General features: G+C 63.4%; 17 protein-coding genes and 2 tRNA genes. 14 read left to right on the top strand and 5 right to left on the bottom strand.

The genetic code is table 11. The features are described 5' to 3' along the window. Window positions 1–83: 83 nt before the first annotated feature. Window positions 84–617, top strand: coding sequence for a class I SAM-dependent methyltransferase (locus RMO95_RS11620; RefSeq protein WP_310450794.1), 534 nt, complete (start codon window positions 84–86; stop codon window positions 615–617). 51 nt (window positions 618–668) lie between these two features. Here the strand turns inward: RMO95_RS11620 and mnmH are convergent, their stop codons facing one another. Beyond that, window positions 669–1,730, bottom strand: coding sequence for a tRNA 2-selenouridine(34) synthase MnmH (gene mnmH / locus RMO95_RS11615; protein WP_310450793.1), 1,062 nt, complete (start codon window positions 1,728–1,730; stop codon window positions 669–671). A 6-nt stretch (window positions 1,731–1,736) separates the two neighbouring features. Continuing rightward, window positions 1,737–2,351, bottom strand: coding sequence for an arylesterase (locus RMO95_RS11610; protein WP_310450792.1), 615 nt, complete (start codon window positions 2,349–2,351; stop codon window positions 1,737–1,739). Here RMO95_RS11610 and RMO95_RS11605 point away from each other — a divergent pair. From RMO95_RS11605 to RMO95_RS11595, 3 genes are all read left to right on the top strand, one after another. Then, the gene (locus RMO95_RS11605) at window positions 2,350–3,039 is read left to right on the top strand and encodes an ABC transporter ATP-binding protein (protein WP_310450791.1); all 690 of its coding nucleotides are present in this window, start codon (window positions 2,350–2,352) and stop codon (window positions 3,037–3,039) included. The genes RMO95_RS11610 and RMO95_RS11605 overlap by 2 nt on opposite strands. A 217-nt stretch (window positions 3,040–3,256) precedes the next feature. After that, window positions 3,257–3,496, top strand: a complete 240-nt coding sequence (locus RMO95_RS11600) for a type II toxin-antitoxin system prevent-host-death family antitoxin (RefSeq protein ID WP_310450790.1) — start codon at window positions 3,257–3,259, stop codon at window positions 3,494–3,496. A gap of 2 nt (window positions 3,497–3,498) precedes the next feature. Continuing rightward, window positions 3,499–3,885 carry a type II toxin-antitoxin system VapC family toxin gene (locus RMO95_RS11595; RefSeq protein WP_310450789.1) on the top strand — a complete coding sequence of 129 codons (387 nt, stop codon included), beginning with the start codon at window positions 3,499–3,501 and terminating at the stop codon, window positions 3,883–3,885. Window positions 3,886–4,072: 187 nt separating this feature from the next. Here RMO95_RS11595 and hpnE read toward each other — a convergent pair whose 3' ends face one another. From hpnE to hpnC, 3 genes are read right to left on the bottom strand one after another with little or no spacing between them, the layout of a single operon-like run. Beyond that, complete coding sequence (gene hpnE / locus RMO95_RS11590) at window positions 4,073–5,341, bottom strand: hydroxysqualene dehydroxylase HpnE (protein WP_310450788.1); 1,269 nt, start codon at window positions 5,339–5,341, stop codon at window positions 4,073–4,075. Between the two features lie 34 nt (window positions 5,342–5,375). Beyond that, complete coding sequence (gene hpnD / locus RMO95_RS11585) at window positions 5,376–6,209, bottom strand: presqualene diphosphate synthase HpnD (RefSeq protein WP_310450787.1); 834 nt, start codon at window positions 6,207–6,209, stop codon at window positions 5,376–5,378. 7 nt (window positions 6,210–6,216) lie between these two features. Next, window positions 6,217–7,077, bottom strand: coding sequence for a squalene synthase HpnC (hpnC, locus tag RMO95_RS11580; RefSeq protein ID WP_310450786.1), 861 nt, complete (start codon window positions 7,075–7,077; stop codon window positions 6,217–6,219). A gap of 208 nt (window positions 7,078–7,285) precedes the next feature. Here hpnC and RMO95_RS11575 point away from each other — a divergent pair. From RMO95_RS11575 to RMO95_RS11530, 10 genes are all read left to right on the top strand, one after another. Beyond that, window positions 7,286–7,370, top strand: a tRNA-Leu gene (locus tag RMO95_RS11575). Between the two features lie 80 nt (window positions 7,371–7,450). Further along, window positions 7,451–8,788 carry a trigger factor gene (gene tig / locus RMO95_RS11570; protein ID WP_310450785.1) on the top strand — a complete coding sequence of 446 codons (1,338 nt, stop codon included), beginning with the start codon at window positions 7,451–7,453 and terminating at the stop codon, window positions 8,786–8,788. Window positions 8,789–8,805: 17 nt separating this feature from the next. Beyond that, window positions 8,806–9,465 carry an ATP-dependent Clp endopeptidase proteolytic subunit ClpP gene (clpP, locus tag RMO95_RS11565; RefSeq protein WP_310450797.1) on the top strand — a complete coding sequence of 220 codons (660 nt, stop codon included), beginning with the start codon at window positions 8,806–8,808 and terminating at the stop codon, window positions 9,463–9,465. A gap of 24 nt (window positions 9,466–9,489) precedes the next feature. Then, window positions 9,490–10,758: an ATP-dependent Clp protease ATP-binding subunit ClpX gene (gene clpX, locus RMO95_RS11560; protein WP_310450784.1), complete on the top strand. Its 1,269-nt coding sequence runs from the start codon at window positions 9,490–9,492 to the stop codon at window positions 10,756–10,758. Window positions 10,759–10,844: 86 nt separating this feature from the next. Beyond that, complete coding sequence (gene lon / locus RMO95_RS11555; RefSeq protein WP_409574946.1) at window positions 10,845–13,262, top strand: endopeptidase La; 2,418 nt, start codon at window positions 10,845–10,847, stop codon at window positions 13,260–13,262. Window positions 13,263–13,415: 153 nt separating this feature from the next. Beyond that, a tRNA-Val gene (locus tag RMO95_RS11550) sits at window positions 13,416–13,491 on the top strand. 53 nt (window positions 13,492–13,544) lie between these two features. Continuing rightward, the gene (locus RMO95_RS11545; RefSeq protein WP_310450782.1) at window positions 13,545–15,446 is read left to right on the top strand and encodes a SurA N-terminal domain-containing protein; all 1,902 of its coding nucleotides are present in this window, start codon (window positions 13,545–13,547) and stop codon (window positions 15,444–15,446) included. A 318-nt stretch (window positions 15,447–15,764) separates the two neighbouring features. Beyond that, window positions 15,765–17,933 carry a peptidase domain-containing ABC transporter gene (locus tag RMO95_RS11540; RefSeq protein WP_310450781.1) on the top strand — a complete coding sequence of 723 codons (2,169 nt, stop codon included), beginning with the start codon at window positions 15,765–15,767 and terminating at the stop codon, window positions 17,931–17,933. Between the two features lie 218 nt (window positions 17,934–18,151). After that, window positions 18,152–19,228, top strand: a complete 1,077-nt coding sequence (locus tag RMO95_RS11535; RefSeq protein WP_310450780.1) for a calcium-binding protein — start codon at window positions 18,152–18,154, stop codon at window positions 19,226–19,228. After that, entirely contained in the window at window positions 19,225–20,094 is an 870-nt protein-coding gene (locus RMO95_RS11530; protein ID WP_310450779.1) for a hypothetical protein, read from the top strand. The genes RMO95_RS11535 and RMO95_RS11530 overlap by 4 nt, the downstream gene beginning before the upstream one ends. Window position 20,095: the final 1 nt, after the last annotated feature.

The raw sequence follows: 20,095 nt of genomic DNA, 5'->3' as shown, positions 1-20,095 counted from the left end.
TGTCAGTCATGGCTTACAGCGATTCCACCTTCAATTTAACCGGACAGCAGTGATTCAAAATGATACCCGACAAGGGAAGATATATGAGCGAAAACCCATCGCTTTGGGTGAAGCGTTTCACACCTGTGATCAAGATGGGCGGCACGGTGCTCGACCTGGCCTGTGGCCGCGGCCGGCATTCCCTGCTGCTGGCGGAATCCGGCTTTCGGGTCGAGGCGCTTGATCGCGATGCCGCAGCGCTGGCGGCGATTGCGGACCGGGCACCGGGCATCGTGACGCGCCTGGCCGATCTCGAAGGCGATGCCTGGCCGTATCGGGGGCGGGCGTTCGACGGCATCGTGGTCACCAACTACCTCCATCGGCCGCTGCTGCCCGAGATTTTCGATGCGCTGGCCGAGGATGGCGTGCTGATATACGAGACTTTCATGCTGGGCAATGAGCGCTTCGGCAAGCCGTCCAATCCGGCGTTTTTGTTGCGCCCCGGCGAATTGCTGGACCTGGTGCGGGACCGGCTGAGGGTGGTGGCCTTCGAGCAGGGGGAAGTCCAGGCGCCGCGACAGGCCGTGATGCAGCGCCTGTGCGCCACCAAGCGCAGCGAGTTCCTGCTGCCCGCTTGAGTCCCGCTTGAGTCCCGTTTGAGTCCCGTTTGAGCCGGGTTTGAGCCCCGATCAGGCCACTGCAGCAAGAATTTCCGCGGCCAGCCGGTCGAGCGTTGCAGGATCAAGCCGTTCTGCGCTAAACCGGGCTGCGGCGCCAAACGATTCATAGTTGTGCGCCTGCGAGCGCTGGTACAGCGGATCGTAGTGCAGCGTCAGCAGCTCCGCCACCAGGGCCGGGAAATTCCGCGCCGCGATCAGTGCGCTCCATCGCTCCAGGGTCTCGTTGCTCTGCAGGCCCTTGAGGTGACCCAGGCGTTCGAGCAGCCAGGCCGGATCGGTCACGGCATAGTCGTAGTCCTGCAGAAGGAACTCGACGCGGGCGGGGAGCGGCGCCTCAATGCACAGGCCGGGGGCGCGGCGGATGGCATCCAGCAGCGCATCGGGCACCTGCAGGCGGCCGATCTTGCGGCTTTCGGCCTCGACGAACACCGGCCGCGCCAGGTCCAGCGCCGACAGGGCGGCCAGCAATTGCGTCTCGAAGCCCTTTTGCGCGGGCTGCGGCTGGCCGGGCAGGTTGCCCAGCACCGAACCCTTGTGCGCGGCCAGCTCTTCGAGGTGCAGGATTTGCGCGCCGCGCGCCGCCAGGGCTTCGAGCAGGCGGCTCTTGCCGCTGCCGGTGGCGCCGGTGACGACGCGGAACTGCACTTGCGGCGGCAGCAGCGCCAGTTGCTCGATAACGTGGTGGCGCCAGCTCTTGTAGCCGCCCTGGATGCGATGTGCGTCCCAGCCGATTTCGCGCAGGATGTGGGTGAAGGCGCCGCTGCGCTGGCCGCCGCGCCAGCAATAGACCAGCGGCCGCCAGCTTTTGGGCTTGTCGAGCAGGTGCTGCTCGATGTGGCCCGCGATATTCCTCGACACCAGCGCGGCGCCGAGCTTTTTCGCTTCGAATACCGAAACCTGCTTGTACAGCGTGCCGACCCGCGCCCGCTCCTCGTCGTTCAGCACCGGCATGCTGATCGCGCCGGGCAGGTGGTCTTCGGCAAATTCGCCGGGCGCGCGGGCATCGATGATCGTGTCGAATTCGGCGAGCTGGGCTACCGTCGCCACGCCCTTGGGCAGTTTTTCGGCCATGGAATCCTAGGTGAGCAGCGGTTTCAGCGCCGTCCAGACGTGATCGAGGATCTTCGCCTGCGCCGCGGCAGTCGGGTGCAGACCGTCGGCCTGGTAGGCCTCGCGGTCCAGCGCGATCGGTTCGAGCAGGAAGGGCAGCAGGGCAACTTTCTCGCGCCGGGCCAGATCGCGGAAGGCGGCATCGAATTCTGCGGTGTACTGCGGCCCGTAGTTGGGCGGCAGATGCATGCCGACCAGCAGTACCCGGGCGCCGTGCTGTTTCGCCAGCTTCAGCATCGCGGCGAGATTGTCCTTCATCGCCGCGACCGGCAGGCCGCGCAGGCCATCGTTGGCGCCGAGTGCGAGAATGACGATGCGCGGCTTGAACTGGGTCAGCACCGCGGCCAGGCGCGCGCGTCCGCCGGCCGTGGTTTCGCCGCTGATGCTGGCGTTGGTCACGGTGAGGCCGGAACCGTTTGCGCTCAGCCGCTGTCCGAGCAGGGCCGGCCAGCTTTGGGCGACGGCTATGCCGAAACCGGCGGAAAGGCTGTCGCCATAGACCAGAATGCGCTTTTCCGCCGCGGCGACAGGTAAGCTGCAGAAAAACAGGACCAACAGGCAGGAGGCAAGTTTCTTGAACATGGTTGAAAATGGTCTGATGACAGACACGGTGATCGATGTGGCGGCATTGGGCAAGATCGTACCCAGCGGCGAAGGCACGCTCACGATTCTGCACGAGATTTCATTTGCCGTGACGGCCGGCGAGGCGGTGGCCATTGTCGGCGCTTCGGGCTCGGGCAAGTCGACGCTGCTGGGACTCATGGCGGGACTCGATCTGCCTTCCTCGGGTGCGGTGCATCTGGGCGGACAGGATCTTGCCCTGCTCGACGAGGATGCCCGCGCGGAACTGCGCGGCCGGCTGCTCGGCTTCGTTTTTCAGTCCTTCCAGTTGTTACCGGCCCTGACCGCGCTGGAAAACACCATGTTGCCGCTGGAACTGGCCGGCCGCAGCGACGCCCGCGCCACGGCCGGGGCGATGCTGGCGCGGGTCGGCCTGGCCGAGCGACTGGCGCATTATCCGAAGCACCTTTCCGGCGGCGAGCAGCAACGTGTGGCGCTGGCGCGCGCCTTCGCCATGCGACCCAGACTCCTGCTGGCCGACGAGCCGACCGGCAATCTCGACGCCGCTACCGGGGCGCAGGTCATCGAGCTGATGTTCGACATGAATGCCGAGGCCGGCACCACGCTGATCCTGGTGACCCACGACGAGGCGCTGGCGCATCGCTGCGGGCGCACGCTACGGCTCGACGCCGGACGTATCGTCGGCTGAAAACGAAGTTTCAGTGGAGGCTAACGCCAGCCCTATCAGCGTTAGCCGCAACTAAAGTCGGCGCTGATGAAGCCCCTGCGCTACAAGGCGGTCGAGCAAAGGACGCTTTCCGCGCCGTAGCGGATGGTGACACGGCGCCGACCTGGCCGCGAACAGCATTGCCAGTCCGTAGTATTCTGGCTAGACTAGTTAGGCCAGTATTAAATGGAGTGAACTCATGCAAACCGTCAGCCTGTTCGACGCCAAAACCCATCTTTCGCGCCTGATCGACCAGATTGCCACCGGTGCGGAAACCGAGATCGTGATTTCCCGCAACGGCAAGCCCGTGGCGCGCGTGGTACCGATCCAGCCGGATGTCTCGCGTCGCATTGGCCTGGCCAAGGGGGAATTCAAGGTGCCGGACGACATCGACGCGCACAACGCCGAGGTCGCGGCCCTGTTCCTCGGCGGGCGCTGATCATGCGCGTGCTGCTGGACACCCAGATCATGCTCTGGGCGCTGACCGGATCAAGCCGGCTGCGTGCGGTGGCGCGCGATCTGATCACCGATCCGGCAAACGATATTTACGTCAGCACCGCGTCGATCTGGGAAATCGCCATCAAGCATGCACTCGGCCGCGGCGATATGCCGGTCAGCGGCGGACGCGCTGCCGAACTTTGCGCGGCGGCGGGCTACCGCGAATTGCCGGTGACCTGGCAGCATGCCGTTGTGGTGGAAACCCTGCCGCCGCTGCATGCCGATCCCTTCGACCGCATTCTCGTCGCCCAGGCCATGGCAGAACCCCTGCGTCTGCTGTCGCGCGACGCCGCCGTGGCGGGCTACGGCGTCATGGTGATGGCGGTTTGATACGGTTTTCGCGCCGCTTCCGGTTGTTGTGCAATCGATAGACGCCATGGGCGGCTTCGGTATCCGGTGTTGGGACGCGGCGTTTCAGCCGGCCCAGATTCAGGAGATTCTTGCCTGGTATTGAGGCGGATGCCGGAGAGTCGGCGTTGGTGACACGGCGAATTACGGTCGGTAACCGTGCTGCGCCTCAGTTCCCTGGCGAGGCGGCAAGTATCTGCCGCGCCGCGGCGACGCCGCTGCGCACCGCGCCCTCCAGGGTCGCCGGATAGTCGCCGGCGACATAATCGCCGGCCAGCCAGAGGCCCGGCATTTCGGTTCGGGCGGAAGGGCGTTGCAGATTCGGCACGCAGGCGAAGGTGGCGCGTTTTTCGGTGATGGTCTGCACATTCAGCGGCTCCGGCAAATCGGGCACCAGGCGGGCGATTTCGCGGTGTATGCGGCGTTCGAGTTCTTGCACGGGCAGATCCAGATGCCGGCCGCGCGCGCTGATCACGGCGGCGATCAGTCCGCATTGTCCGCATAGCGCGCCGCGGTCGAACAGCCATTGCGCGAGCCCGGCGTCCACACCCAGCATGGGCTGTCGCAGGCGCACCCATTCCGGGTAGCTGAAGTAGCTGGTGACGATGGGTTCCCAGTCGAAATGGGCGACGCGGGCCGCCAGTTCCGGCATCAGGCCGCCGAGATGATAGGGCGCCACCGCCAGCACCACTTGCGCAAAGGGGCCGGCATCGTCGATCCGCCAGGCTTCGCCTTCGCGCCTGATCGAGCCGACGCGCCGGCCGCTATGTACCGCGCCGCCGCGCTCGGCGACGAACTGCGCGGCGGGTTCCGGAAACAGCGCGGTGAGGTCGACTTGCGGCAGCAGCAGGTCGCTCGCGGCGCGCCTGCCGCCGAGGCTGTCGCGCAGCACGTTGGCCAGCACCTGGGCCGAGGCGCGCTCGGCCGGGGTGTTCAAGGCGGCTACGCACAGCGGTTCCCACAAGAGTTGGCGCTGGCGCGACGGCGTTTCGTTGGCGTCCAGCCACGCGCTGACCGTGGTGTCCGGCTCAATGCGGTAGCCCTTGGCCTTGAGGTCTTGCATGAGGCGGATCGCGCGCCACTTCTCGCGCCAGCCGAGCCCGCGCGCGAGCAGCAGGGCAAACGCGGTGTGCAGCGGCGCCGGCAAGCGCGGCGCGCTCATCAGGAATTCGCCGGGGAATTCGAAGCGCAGCGGGGTGCGCCTGAGCAACTGGTCGGGGTCGGCGCCGACCGCGCGCATCAGGCGCAGGGTTTCGGCATAGGCGCCGATCAGGATGTGCTGCCCGTTGTCGACGCTGAAGCCTTCGATCTTTGCCGCGCGGGCGCGGCCGCCGAGCACCCGCGAGGCCTCGAAGACCTCGACCTGGCGGCCGGCGGCGGCCAGTTCCACCGCGGCGGCCATGCCGGCGTAGCCGGCGCCGATGACGGCGATTTTCAACCCGATACCCTCGGATCAAATGCCTTTTGCAGCTTCACGCCAGCCACCAGGTTTTTCCCGCCAGCCAGAGCTTGCGCAGCGGCGGCAGCGAGATGCGCTGGTCCAGCACGCGGAAGCTGTCGCGCACGATTTCGTCCAGTGTCGCGCGGTAGATCGCGGCCATGATCAGCCCGGCGCGCTGCGCCTTGCGGTCGGCGACGGGAAGCTGGGCGAAGGCCTGGCTGTAGAGCGCCTGGGCGCGCTCGACCTGGAAGGCCATGAGGCGGCGGAACTTGTCCGAGTAATTGGCCTGGAGCAAATCGTCGTTGCTGACTTCGAAACGCGCCATTTCGTCCTGCGGCAGGTAGATGCGGCCGCGCCGCGCATCCTCGCCGACATCGCGAATGATGTTGGTGAGCTGAAAGGCCAGCCCCAGGTCGTGGGCGTACTTGAGCGTCTGGCGGTCGCTGTAGCCGAAGATTTCCGCGGCGAGCAGGCCGACCACGCTGGCGACGCGGTAGCAGTAAAGGTGCAGCGCCTTGAAATCGGCATAGCGGACCTGGTCGAGGTCCATTTCCATGCCGTCGATGATTTCCAGCAATTGTTCCTGCGGCAGGTAGAAGTGCTTGAGCGTTACGGCCAGCGCCTGGGTTACCGGGTGGCTGGCTCGGCCTTCGTAAAGCGCCTGCACCTCGCTGCGCCACCAGGCCAGCTTGGTGCGCGCTACGGCGGAGTCGGGGCATTCATCGACCGCGTCGTCGACTTCGCGGCAGAAGGCGTACAGCGCCGTGATCGCCTGACGCCGCAGCGGTTCGAGGAACAGGAAGCTGTAGTAGAAGCTGGAGCCGCTGGCGGCGGCGCGTTCCTGGCAATATTGATCTGGAGTCACGGCGAATTTACCGATGGGTGTCCAAGGGGCGGACCAGCGAACGCCACAGGATAAGCGGCCAGTCGAAGGTTTCGAGTTTTGGCCGGCGGCTGAACACATCGTAATCGACGGCCTCGATTTTATCCAGGATACGCAGGCCGCCGGCCACGATGGCGCGGATTTCGAGGCCGATGCGCCCCGGCAGATCCCAGCCCAGCGGCGCGCCGGACAGCATCAGGGCGCGGGCGCGCTCGACCTGGAAGCGCAGCAGCTTTTGAAAGTTGGCGCTGACGGGTTTGCCAACGGGTTTGCGAACCGAGCGGCGCAGAACATCGCTGTTATCCACGCCGAAGCGGGCCATCTCGTCCTGCGGCAGATAGATGCGGCCGTTGTTTCCCTTGGCGGCGTCGATGTCCACGTCCTGCCAGTGGTTGATCAACTGCAGTGCGGAACAGATTGCGTCCGAGCGGGACAGGTTTTCCTCGCTGGCGTGGCCGAACAAATGCAGCAGCAGGCGCCCGACCGGATCGGCCGAACGACGGCAGTAATCCATGAGTTCGGCGAAGTTGCGGTAGCGGTCCTTGCTCACGTCCTGCACGAAGGCATCGAGCAGGTCGCGAAACAGTTGCAGCGGCAGGCCGTGGCGCTCGATCACCGGCCGCAGGCGCAGGAACACCGGATGCTGGGTCGGCTGGCCCCGTTCGATGGCGTCGAGTTCGGCCTGGTAGCCGGCCAGCAGGGCGCTGCGCTGCTGTGGCGACAGATCGCCTTCATCGGCAAAATCGTCGGCGCTGCGGGCGAAACCGTAGATGGCCGCCACTGGTTCGCGCAGCGGCGCCGGCAGCAGAATCGAGGCAACGGGAAAGTTTTCGTAGTGATCGACGGCCATGGTGCGGCAGGAGTATATCCACTGGGCACGAAAGCCTGAGCGAGGAACACGGGAATTCGCTCGGAAAACCGGCGGGGTGCCCGGATTCATCCTTCCGCAGCGGCGGCAGCGAGTACTGTTGAAGCCGGAAAGAAATGTTGAAAGCAGGTAAAATTCACAATCCACGTCGTGTCGATCGGGTCTGCATGCAGGGCCGGCTGCGACATGCGCCCAGGTGGCGGAATTGGTAGACGCACCAGATTTAGGTTCTGGCGCCGCGAGGCGTGGGGGTTCGAGTCCCTTCCTGGGCACCAGCGTTTTGGCGCAGACCCGGAGTTCGACCCGGGGTTTGGTCGCTTTTGGTGGTGGCGTGTTTTTTTCAATGAATTCTTAAATGACGGATACAGAGATGACGGACAAGGCAACGACGGACGTGGCAATCGACACCAGCAGCGCGCTGGAACGGCGCATCGACATGACGGTGGCGCTGGCGGAGATCGAGAAGGATGTCGCGCAACGTCTGAAGCAGATGTCGCGCACCGTGAAAATGGCGGGCTTCCGTCCGGGCAAGGTGCCGATGAAAATGGTGGCGCAGCAATACGGCTCCCAGGCACGCTCGGAGGCGATCGGCGCAGCGGTGGAAAAAGCCTATGGCGAAAAGCTGCGCGAGCAGAACCTGCGCGTCGCCGGCTATCCGCGCATCGAGCCGAAGGCCGATGCCAGCCCCGGACTGCTGGGCTTCACCGCCGTGTTCGAGGTCTACCCGGAGATTGCCCTGGGCGATGTTTCCGGCCAGGCGATCGAAAAGCCGCAACTGACCGTCACCGACGCCGAAGTCGACAAGACGCTCGACGTCCTGCGCAAGCAACGCGTCACCTATGTCGAGACCGACCGCGCGTCGGCCAAGGATGACCGCCTGGTGATCGATTTCGTCGGGCGCAAGGATGGCGAGGAGTTTCCCGGCGGCAAAGCCAGCGATTATTCCGTGATGGTCGGCGGCGGCATGATGCTGCCGGATTTCGAGGCACAGATGGAAGGCGTCACGGCAGGCGAGACCAAGACCTTCGACGTTAGCTTCCCGGCCGACTACCAGGCTGCGGAACTTGCCGGTTCGACCGTGCAATTCGAGATGACCGTGAAAAAGGTCGAGGCCGCCCGCCTGCCGGAAATCGATGCCGAATTTGCCAAGCAGCTCGGCGTTGCCGATGGCGACACTGCCAAGATGCGGGTCGAAGTGCGTGCCAACCTGGAACGCGAAGTCAAGAAGCGCCTGCTGGCAAAGGTCAAGGAGCAGGTCATGGAGGCGCTGCTCAAGGTGAATCCGATCGAGGTGCCGAAGGCGCTGGTGCAGATGGAATCGGAACAGATGGCCGAAACGGCGCGTCGCGACATGGAATCGCGCGGCATGGGAATGAAGAACATTCCGGTCGAGGCCTCCTGGTTTACCGAGCAGGCCACGCGCCGGGTGAAACTTGGCCTGCTTCTTGCTGAACTGGTCAAGGCCAAGGACCTCCACGTCAAACCCGAGCAAGTGCGCGCCATCGTCGATGAATTCGCCGAAACCTTCGAAGACCCCAAGGAAGTGGTCCGCTGGTACTATTCTCAGCCACAGCGGCTGGCTGAAGCCGAGGCGCTGGCGCTGGAGAACAACGTCGTGGATTGGGTGCTCGCCAATGCCAAAGTCAGCGAAGCCCCCATCGCCTTCGATGCGCTGATGGGAAATGCAGCATGATCCTGCCGGAGATATCCATGTACGGTTCGCGACAAAATGGTGGTGCTTACGACGCACCGGGTTCCGACACGCAAGCCCTGGGTCTGGTGCCCATGGTCATCGAAACCAGCGGGCGCGGCGAACGGGCCTATGACATCTATTCGCGCCTGTTGCGCGAGCGGGTGATTTTCCTGGTCGGCCCGGTCAATGACAACACGGCGAACCTGATCGTGGCGCAGTTGCTGTTCCTCGAATCGGAAAATCCGGACAAGGACATCTTCTTCTACATCAACTCGCCGGGTGGTTCGGTCACGGCGGGCATGGCCATCTACGACACGATGCAGTTCGTCAAGCCGGCCGTGTCGACGCTGTGCATCGGTCAGGCCGCCAGCATGGGTTCATTTCTTCTCGCCGCCGGCGAAAAGGGCAAGCGTTACTGCCTGCCGAATTCGCGCGTGATGATCCATCAGCCGATGGGCGGATTCCAGGGCCAGGCGTCGGACATCGAGATCCATGCCAAGGAAATCCTGTTCCTCAAGCAGAAACTCAATGGCATGCTGGCGCATCACACCGGGCAGTCGATCGAGCGCGTCGAACGCGATACCGATCGCGACAACTTCCTTTCAGCCGAAGCGGCGGTAGAGTACGGTCTGGTCGACAAGGTGCTGACCAGCCGCAACGAAGCCGTAGCGGCTTGATCCTGCGCAGGGACGGAGACCAAGATGGCGGACAAAAAATCGGGCAGCGGCGAAAAGCTGCTGTATTGCTCCTTCTGCGGCAAGAGCCAGCATGAAGTCAAGAAGCTGATCGCCGGCCCCTCGGTTTTTATCTGCGACGAGTGCATCGAGCTGTGCAACGACATCATCCGCGACGAGATCGCCGCCGAGCCGGCGGGATCGGCCAAGCGCGAGTTGCCGGCGCCGAAGGAAATCCGCGAGATGCTCGATCAGTACGTGATCGGGCAGGACTCGGCGAAGAAGATTCTCGCCGTCGCGGTCTATAACCACTACAAGCGCATCCGGCACCAGGAAAAAGGCAGCGACGGCATCGAGCTGTCGAAGAGCAACATCCTGCTGATCGGCCCCACCGGTTCGGGCAAGACCCTGCTGGCGCAGACCCTGGCGCGTACGCTGAATGTTCCCTTCGTCATGGCCGATGCGACGACGCTGACCGAGGCCGGCTATGTCGGCGAGGACGTCGAGAACATCATCCAGAAGCTGCTGCAGAAATGCGACCATGAAGTTGAAAAGGCGCAGCAGGGCATCGTCTATATCGACGAGATCGACAAGATTTCACGCAAGTCGGACAACCCCTCGATTACCCGCGATGTCTCCGGCGAAGGCGTGCAGCAGGCGCTCTTGAAGCTGATCGAAGGCACGGTGGCGAGCATTCCGCCGCAAGGCGGGCGCAAGCACCCCAACCAGGATTTCATCCAGATCGACACGACCAACATCCTGTTCATCTGCGGTGGCGCCTTCGACGGCCTGGACAAGGTGATCCGCAGTCGTTCGGAGAAGGGCGGCATCGGCTTCGGCGCCGAGGTCAAAAGCCGCGACGCGAGCAACGTCGGCGAGATGCTGAAGCAGGTCGAGCCCGAGGATCTGATCAAATTCGGCCTGATTCCCGAGTTGATCGGCCGCCTGCCGGTAATCGCCACTTTGCAGGAACTCGACGAAGCGGCACTGGTCGAAATTTTGATCGAGCCGAAGAATGCGCTGATCAAGCAATATCACAAGCTGTTTGCCATGGAAGGCGTCGAACTGGAAGTACGCCCTTCGGCCTTGCAGGCCATCGCCAAGAAGGCGCTGAAGCGCAAGACCGGTGCGCGGGGTCTGCGCTCCATTCTCGAAAACGTGCTGCTTGACACCATGTACGAGTTACCGACCATGGAGAGTGTGAGCAAGGTCGTGATCGATGAGAGCACGATCGAATCCAGCGCCCAGCCGCTAATGATCTACGCCGACCAGGCCAAGGTTTCTGGCTCGAACTGATCCGGCGGCCGGGTTTGACAGAGATCGCCTTGAATACCGGTCAGCCGCCCCAATGTGGACGGCGTGACTCATAACCGAAGGACACGATGATGTCTGGCCTACCCGCTACCCCCGTAGAGACCCAATCCCTGCCGCTGTTGCCCCTGCGCGACGTCGTGGTCTTCCCGCACATGGTGATTCCGCTGTTTGTCGGGCGCCCGAAGTCGATCAAGGCGTTGGAAACGGCGATGGAAACCGGCAAGAACATCCTTCTCGTGGCGCAGAAGTCCGCTGCGAAAGACGAGCCTGTGCCGGAGGATATGTACGAGATCGGCTGTCTCGCCAATATCCTGCAGATGCTCAAGCTGCCCGACGGCACGGTGAAAGTGCTGGTCGAAGGCGTGCAGCGCGCACGCGTATTGCGCATTGAAGACCAGCGCGCCCTGTTCGTCGCCGACGTCAGCCTGATCCCGATCGAGGAGCGCGCCGACAACGAGGTCGAGGCGATGCGCCGCACGGTGCTGGCTCAGTTCGATCAGTACGTCAAACTCAACAAGAAGATCCCGCCCGAGGTGCTGACCTCGCTGGCCGGCATCGAGGAGGCCGGGCGTCTGGCCGACACGATCGCCGCCCATCTGCCGCTGAAGCTTGAACAGAAGCAGGAAATTCTGGAAGTTTTCGGCGTCTCTGCGCGACTGGAAAAGCTGCTCGGTCAGTTGGAAGCCGAACTCGACATCCTGCAGGTCGAAAAGCGCATCCGTGGCCGCGTCAAGCGGCAAATGGAAAAGAGCCAGCGCGAGTACTACCTCAACGAGCAGGTCAAGGCGATCCAGAAGGAACTCGGTGAAGGCGAAGAGGGTGCCGACATCGACGAAATGGAAAAGAAGATCAAGGCTGCCGGCATGAGCAAGGAAGCCCTGGTCAAGGTCAATGCCGAGGTCAAGAAGCTGAAGCTGATGTCGCCGATGTCCGCCGAAGCCACCGTGGTACGCAATTACATCGAAACCTTGCTGGCGCTGCCGTGGAAGAAGAAGTCGCGCATCAGCAAGGATCTTTCGGCCGCCGAGAAAATCCTCGACAAGGATCACTACGGTCTGGAAAAGGTCAAGGAGCGCATCGTCGAATACCTCGCGGTGCAGCAGCGGGTAGACAAGGTCAAGGCGCCGATCCTGTGCCTGGTCGGCCCCCCCGGCGTGGGCAAGACTTCGCTCGGCCAGTCGATCGCCAAGTCCACCAATCGCAAGTTCATCCGCATGGCGCTGGGCGGCGTGCGTGACGAAGCCGAGATTCGTGGTCACCGGCGTACCTATATCGGTTCGATGCCGGGCAAGATTTTGCAGAACATGACCAAGGTCGGGGTCAAGAATCCGCTGTTCCTGCTCGACGAAGTCGACAAGATGGGCCAGGATTTCCGTGGCGATCCGTCGTCGGCGCTGCTCGAAGTGCTCGATCCGGAGCAGAACCACACCTTCCAGGATCACTACATCGAGGTCGATTTCGACTTGTCCGATGTCATGTTCGTCGCCACCGCGAATACCCTGAACATCCCGGCGGCGCTGCTTGATCGTCTGGAGGTGATCCGCCTCGCCGGCTATACCGAGGACGAAAAAGTCAATATCGCCCTGCGCTATCTGGTGCCGAAGCAGATGAAGGCCAATGGCATCAAGCGGGACGAACTCTCGATTACCGAGGACGCCCTGCGCGACATCGTGCGCTACTACTCGCGTGAGGCCGGCGTACGCGCGCTGGAGCGCGAGATTTCCAAGATCTGCCGCAAGGTGGTGAAGTCTCTGGTGATGAAGGCGCGCAAGAACAAGATCGTCGTCAATGCCAAGAATCTCGACAAGTTCCTCGGTGTGCGTCGTTACAGCTTCGGCATGGCGGAAAAGGAAAACCAGATCGGCCAGGTGACCGGTCTGGCGTGGACCGAGGTCGGTGGCGAGTTGCTGACCATCGAAGCCGTGGCCCTGCCCGGCAAGGGCAAGACCATGACCACCGGCAAGCTGGGCGAGGTCATGCAGGAGTCGATCCAGGCGGCCTTGTCCGTGGTGCGCAAGCGCAGCCAGTCGCTCGGCATAGTCGACGACTTCTACCAGAAGAACGACATCCACATCCACCTGCCCGAAGGGGCAACGCCGAAGGACGGTCCCAGCGCCGGCATAGCCATCTGTACCGCGCTGGTGTCGGTGTTGACCGGGATCCCGGTGCGCGCCGACGTGGCGATGACGGGCGAGATCACCTTGCGTGGCGAGGTGCTGCCGATCGGCGGCCTCAAGGAAAAGCTGCTGGCGGCAGTACGCGGCGGCATTCGCCTGGCATTGATTCCGGAGGAGAACGTCAAGGATCTGACGGAGATTCCCGACACCATCAAGAACCGGATCGAAATCCTGCCGGTGCGCTGGATCGACAAGGTGCTGGAACTCGCTCTCGAGCGCGTGCCCCAGCCTTTGCCCGAGCCGGCCGCAGCGCCTGCGGTAGCAGTAGTTGCCGATGACGCTACGGCGACCGGCGTGGTGACCCACTGATGAAGCCCCTGCGTAGCGGACGGGCCAGCAAAAAACGCTGACCTCGCCGCTACGGATGACGCCGGCCCGCGAAGCGGCATTCCCGGCGCGCAAGGCGAGCACGACCTGATAGAATTGCGGCCGCTTGCCCGCTGTGGGCAGCGACCGTTCAGCGGGTGCTTAGCTCAGTTGGTAGAGCGTCTGCCTTACACGCAGAATGTCGGCGGTTCGACCCCGTCAGCACCCACCACCGAACAAAGGCGAACAGCTGTTCGCCTTTGTCGCATCTAGGGTTTTCAGCGCATGCTCGATTTCGTTCGCAACAACAAGAAAATCACCCAGGGTTTCCTCGCACTCATCACGCTCCCGTTCGCTTTCTGGGGCGTTGATTCCTACGTCCGCAACGCTGGCGTCGACGCCAACGTTGCCAGCGTCGGCGGGCGCAAGATCACACAACAGGAATTGCAGGCGGCGATGCGCGAACAGCAGGACCGGATGCGTTCCCAACTGGGTACCAAAATCGATCCGGCGTTGTTCGAAACGCCGCAGATGCGTCGCGCCGTGCTCGATTCGCTGATTACCCAGCGTTTGCTGGCGGAACAGGCCAGGACCGCCCGGTTGGCGGTGGGCGACGACCAACTGGTTCAGTTCATTGCCGGAGTTCCCTCATTGCAGGAGAACGGCAAGTTCTCGAACGAGCGCTATGAGGCGCTGGTCGCCGCCCAGGGCATGAGCAAGGAGATGTTCGAAGCTCGTTTGCGCCAGGACATGGCCATGCAGCAGTTGATGCTGCCGGTGACCGAAGCCGGCATCACCGGTCGGGCCGCGGCAGGTCGCTGGTTGGCCACCCAGTTGGAGCGGCGCGAGGTCGGTGAGCTGCTGCTGCTGCCGGAAGCCTACGGCAGCCAGGTCAAGCTTGCGCCCGATGCGGTGCAAAAGCACTATGAGGCGAACCGCAAGCAGTTCGAAGTGCCGGAGCAGGTACGCGCCGAGCTCCTGACCTTGAGCCAGGAGGCGCTGACGGCGCAGGCCGTTGTCAGTGAAGAGGAAGTCAAGGCCTACTACCAATCGCATGGTGATCGCTACAAGGGCGCCGAGACGCGACGTGCCAGCCATATCCTGATTTCCGCAGCCAAGGATGCGCCGGACGCCGAAGTCAAGGCAGCCAAGGCCAAGGCCGATGAGTTGTTGGCGCAGTTGCGCAAGGCTCCCGGTGATTTTGCCAAGCTGGCCAAGCAGAGCTCCCAGGATCCCGGGTCTGCCGCCAAGGGCGGGGATCTCGACTGGTTTGGGCGTGGCGCGATGGTCAAGGCCTTCGAGGAAGCCGCATTCAGCCTCAAGGAAGGCCAGACCTCGGAGGTCGTGCGTTCCGATTTCGGTTATCACATCATTCGCGTCACCGGCGTGCGCCCCGAACGCGTCAAACCGCTCGAAGAAGTCAGGGTGGAAATCCTGGCCGAACTCAAGCGCGAAGCAGGCATGAAAAAGTATGCAGAGGCCGCGGAAGCATTCGGCAACATGGTCTATGAGCAGGCCGACAGTCTCAAGCCGGCTGCCGAAAAATGGAAGCTGGAGATTCGCCAGACAGCCTGGCTTGCCAGGGGAGGCAAATTACCGGCGCCCTTCGACAATGCCAAGCTCGCTGCAGCCTTGTTCAGCGACGATGGGTTGAAGAACAAGCGCAACACCGAGGCGGTCGAAATCGCATCGGGTACGCTGGTGTCGGCACGGGTGCTGGAGCATAAGCCGGCCGCCCTGCTGCCGCTGGACGCGGTCAAGGGCGACATCGAGAAGCGGCTGATCGGCGAGGAAGCGGCGAAACTGGCGATCAAGGATGGCGAGGAAAAGCTGGCCCGGCTGGCCAAGGGCGAGGCGGTGGACCTGAAATGGTCGCCTGCACGCAGCGTGAGCCGCACCGCGGCGCCAGGCCTGCCGGCCGATTCCGTGCGTGCCGTGTTCAAGGCCGATGCGGGGAAACTGCCGGCCCACACCGGCGTGGCTTTCCCCGGCAAGGGGTATGCGCTGTATCGCATCACGGCGGTCAAGTCAGGCGAAGGCGGCACGGATGATCCGGGCGCGCGTGCACTGGCTCAACAATATGCCCGCTTTGTCGCCGAGGAAGAGTTCGCCGCCTGGATGTCGACCCTGAAGGAAAAACATCCGGTAGAGATCAACAAGGCCGCGCTGGAAAGCAAGGACCGCTGAGCCCGCTTGAACGCCAAAGACAAAGCCCCGCATTGCGGGGCTTTGTCTTTCATGATTAGCCGAAGTGCCCCGCCGGCCGGCCCTCCCCTTTTATGGGGGAGATGGAGGGCAGCTCTCGCATTGCCACTACCCACCCTCACCGTGCACCCCAGTTTCATAACCTGACATTTCTGTCAGGTGTTTTTCCCAGCCGGAAGTGCTAACCTCGACCTTAAATAACCATACTAATATTATTGATATAACCGGGGAGCCGTCCAGCAGGATAGGCCTGCGCTGGGCCGTGAGGGCTCCCCGCCGATTGCAAACCGAGAGGGGTTCATGGCGGCATCCGAAGTCGTTGCAGGCGAAAGATTTGCCTGGCTCGCGGGCGCCGCCTGCCAGCTGTTCCGGGTTCCCTTCGACGCGCGTCTGCTGGCGCAGCAGTTCCCTCCGCCGCAAACCACAACAACGGTAATCGAGGCCTTCCAGGCCCTGGGCTTCAAGGTCGCGCTGACCGCGTTGCCGGCGCCGGCCCTGGCGCAACTCGCCGGCCCGGCCTTCCTTGCCGTTACCGTGGACAACGCGGCGGAAAACGCAGCGGAAGTTGCGCCGGATGACGCGCCAGATACCAACTTGGCCTTCGTGCTCTTCCTGCGTTGCGACAATGATCGCATCACCTGGCTGGAGCCGGGCACGCAGGAGCCGCGCGAACTGCCGCTGGCCGAATTCGCCGCACGCTACCGCGGCGAAGTGCTGCAGTTCGCGCCGAAGGAAGAGCCGGTCGCCGACCCCGACGGCGGCGACAAAAAGCCGGCCTTCGGCTTCAGCTGGTTCCTCCCCGAACTTGCCAAACATCGCAGCATCTGGCGCGATGTGCTGATCGCCTCGCTTACCATTCAACTCGTCGGCCTCGCCACGCCGCTGTTTACCCAGGTCATCATCGACAAGGTGGTCGCGCACCAGAGCACCAGCACGCTGACCGTGATCGGCGTCGCGCTGATCATGTTCATGCTCTTTACCTCTGCCATGGGCTGGCTGCGGCAGTACCTGGTACTGCACACCGGCAACCGCATCGACGCCGTGCTCGGCAGCCAGGTCTTCCGCCACCTGCTGCGCCTGCCCCTGCCCTGGTTCGAGCAGCGCCCCACCGGCACCGTGGTCGCCCGCCTCCAGGGCGTCGAAACAATCCGCGAATTCATCACCGGCGCCGCCGTCACCCTGATGCTGGATTTCCCTTTCCTGCTGATCTTCCTGGCCGTGATGTTCTGGTACTCGTGGCAGTTGTCCTTGATCGCCGTCGGCATCATGAGCCTGATCGCCGCCCTTTCGGTACTGGTCACCCCGGTGTTCCGCGAACGCCTCAACCAGCAGTTCCTGCTCGGTGCGCGCAACCAGTCCTACCTCACCGAATACGTCTCCGGCATGGCCACGGTCAAGTCGCTGCAAATGGAACCGCATGTCGAACAGCGCTATGGCGGCTTTCTCGCAAGCTATCTCGCCGCCGGCTTCAGCACCAAGCAGGTCGCCAACACCTACAACACCCTGGCCAACGGCCTGGAACAGCTCATGACCCTGGGCATCCTGCTCGCCGGGGCGCTGCTGGTGATGAAGAACGACGGCTTCACCATCGGCATGCTGGTGGCCTTCCAGATGTTCGCCAGCCGCATGAGCCAGCCGCTGTTGCGCCTGGTCGGCCTGTGGCAGGAGTTCCAGCAGGCCAACATCGCCGTCAAGCGCCTCGGCGACATCCTCGACATGCCCGTCGAGCCGCATGCCCTGAGCCCGGCACGCGAGAACACAGGCAAGGGCCGCATCGAACTGGCCGACGTTTCCTTCCGCTATTCCGAGCAACACCCCTGGCTCTACCGCGGCCTCGATCTCGACTTCAAGCCGGGGCATCTCACCGTGATCATGGGCCCCTCGGGCAGCGGCAAGAGCACCCTGGCCAAGCTGCTGCAGGCCTTCTACCAGCCAAGCGAAGGCAGCATCCGCCTCGACGGCCGCGACATCCGGCATCTGGCCGCCAACGAACTGCGCAGCAGCTTCGGCGTGGTGCCGCAGGAGACCGTGCTGTTCGCCGGCACGCTCTACGACAACCTGATCATGGCCCACCCGCATGCAAGCTTCGAGGACGTCATCGAGTCCTGCAAGATGGCCGAGATCCACGAGCTGATCGACACCCTGCCCGAAGGCTACCGCACCGAAATCGGCGAACGCGGCATCGGCCTCTCCGGCGGCCAGCGTCAACGCATCGCCATCGCCCGCGCCCTGCTCAAACGGCCGCGCGTGCTGGTCTTCGACGAAGCGGCCTCCAACCTCGACCAGCACACCGCGGAGCAGTTCGCGAAAACCATCAATCGCCTCAAGGGGCGGGCGACCATTCTGTTCATCACCCACCATGTGCCGCGAGGCTTGCAGGTGGATGAGGTGTATCACCTACGCGGGACGGAGGGCGCGATGCGGATGGAATTGGTGGAGGATGGGGCGAAGGGCGAGGCGAAGGAATGAGGGCACGTATGCGAAGCAACGGCGCGACGCGGGGCAGCAAGAGTCGGCGCTGGCGGGACGGCGCATTCGGAAGCGCCCACCTGTGCCAAGGCAATGCCGAAGGCGGGAGGATGGCGGCATGAGCAGCACCCCGGAAGACAAGGACCAAAACTATGCAGTTGCAAAGCCTTCGGGCGAGTCCGACCGGATGATGCAATGTTTGAGATGAGGAGAGAAGGATGAAAATGAATGTGATGCTGACCCCAATAGCGCCAATAGCGCCACTCGGCGGCACCGGCAACGACACCCTGCGTGGCGGTCTGGGCACCGACACCTACCGCATCGACAAGAATGGTGGCCTCGACACCATCCTGGACGCTGGCGGGGCGGACGGCAGCGACGGCCAGGGCAGCATCATCTACAACGGCAGCACGCTCTCCGGCACGCTGACCCAGGACAAGGTAACCCGCAACCTCTACCGCCATCCGGACAATCCGACCCTGGAATTCCGCTACATCGGCGCCGAAGGCGCGCGCGGCAGTCTCGTCATCATCGACCCCGCCGGCGCCCGCATCATCCTGCAGGACTGGGCCAGCGGCGAACTCGGCCTGGCCCTGGCCGGCAGCCCCGCCACCACCCCGAGCCGCAGCAGCATCGACGGCGACCTCAATCTCACCGAGTACACCGCCACCGTCGCCGCCGTCGGCGGCGTCATCACCTACGACCCCACCTGGCGCAATATCCAGGTGCTCGACACCACCTTCCAGTATGACGCCGACGGCAACATCGCCGGCATCGCATCGAGGGACGTCAAGTACAACCAGGTCGACGCGCTGGGCAACCTTACCGGCACTCTCGGCGGGCCAAGCCGCGACGACAGCCTCAACGGCAGCGGCAACGGCGACCAGATACGCGGCTACGCCGGCAACGACACTCTGCGGGGCAATGGCGGCGACGACAGCATCGAGGGCGGCACCGATGATGACCGCGTCCTGGCCGGCGCCGGCGACGACCGGATTCTCGGCGGCAGCGGCAGCGACATCCTCCAGGGCGAAGCGGACGACGACACGCTCTACGCCGAAGACGCGGTGGCGTTGGATCAGCTCTACGCACAAGGCGAAACCCAGAGCGCAACGGGCCTGCGCGGCGACTGGCTCGATGGCGGTGCGGGCGATGACACCCTGGCGGGCGAGGGCGGCAATGACATGCTGCTCGGCGGTACGCTGCTCGTATGGATGCTTAAAAGTCGGCGCTGGCGAGACGGCGCGGAGACGCGCTCGGCAAGCAACGATCCGCAATGGAGGGTGGCAGCATGAGTCAGCGGCATACATTCTTGTTCTGGGGGGCGCTGCTGTTGCTTGGTCCGAGCGCCAGTAGCCAGAGCGCCACGCTCTTCGGCAAACCCAGTGCGCTGGATCGAGCCAAGGCCGGCAAGGCATTGTGGGAGGAGAAGTGTCGAACCGTGGCCGGTGAAAAGATTTACCGTAAGGTGGAGAACGTCGAGGGGCTGGTACTGCTCAAGGTGCGGCCGCAAGCGGGCGACCGCGAATGGGCCGATCCGATGTGGGAGGGCGCGGCGTTTGCACGCGAGGCGCGAGCCGACGAGTACATCAAGACATTCTTGGGATACGAGGAAGCCTTTGCGCCAGACGGGAAGCCGCGACCCATCACGCCCAAGTATCGCGGCTACATCAACACGACTTTCAAACCCGGAGAGAAGGAATTCCCCGGCTACCGCTACGTCGACGTCATCGAAGAGAAGGATGGCAAACGGTATCGATACACAGGGTCTGAGAAGATCGTTGGGCGGAAAAACACAAGTGCGCTTGGCGTCCAAATGGCGCTTCAAAAAAACCCGAATTACGACCTCAACGTCTATCGCTGGACACTCGATAAAGCCGCAGCCCCTGATACCAGTCTTCGTTACGGTGTGACCTACGAGGACCACGTCATCCCCGAAGACCGCGCGCTTGGGGTCGCCACCAGCACGGTCAAGGTGCTCGACCTCCAGACCAAGGAGGTGCTAGGCGAACTGGTCCGCTATGCGTGGAGCGTACCCGCAAGTTCGGCTAATCCGAGTCCGTGGCTTACCGCCTACACATGCCCAGGACACGCGGAAAGCGCCAATACCACTATTCGTATGTTTGTTGACCGAATCCTGATTCCGAAGAAGGGGAACTGAA

The sequence above is a fragment of the Sulfuritalea sp. genome (assembly GCF_031426875.1).
Lineage (GTDB): Bacteria > Pseudomonadota > Gammaproteobacteria > Burkholderiales > Rhodocyclaceae > Sulfuritalea.
Note: the sequence above shows the minus strand (reverse complement) of the source record. Positions and strands in the feature narration are given on the sequence as shown.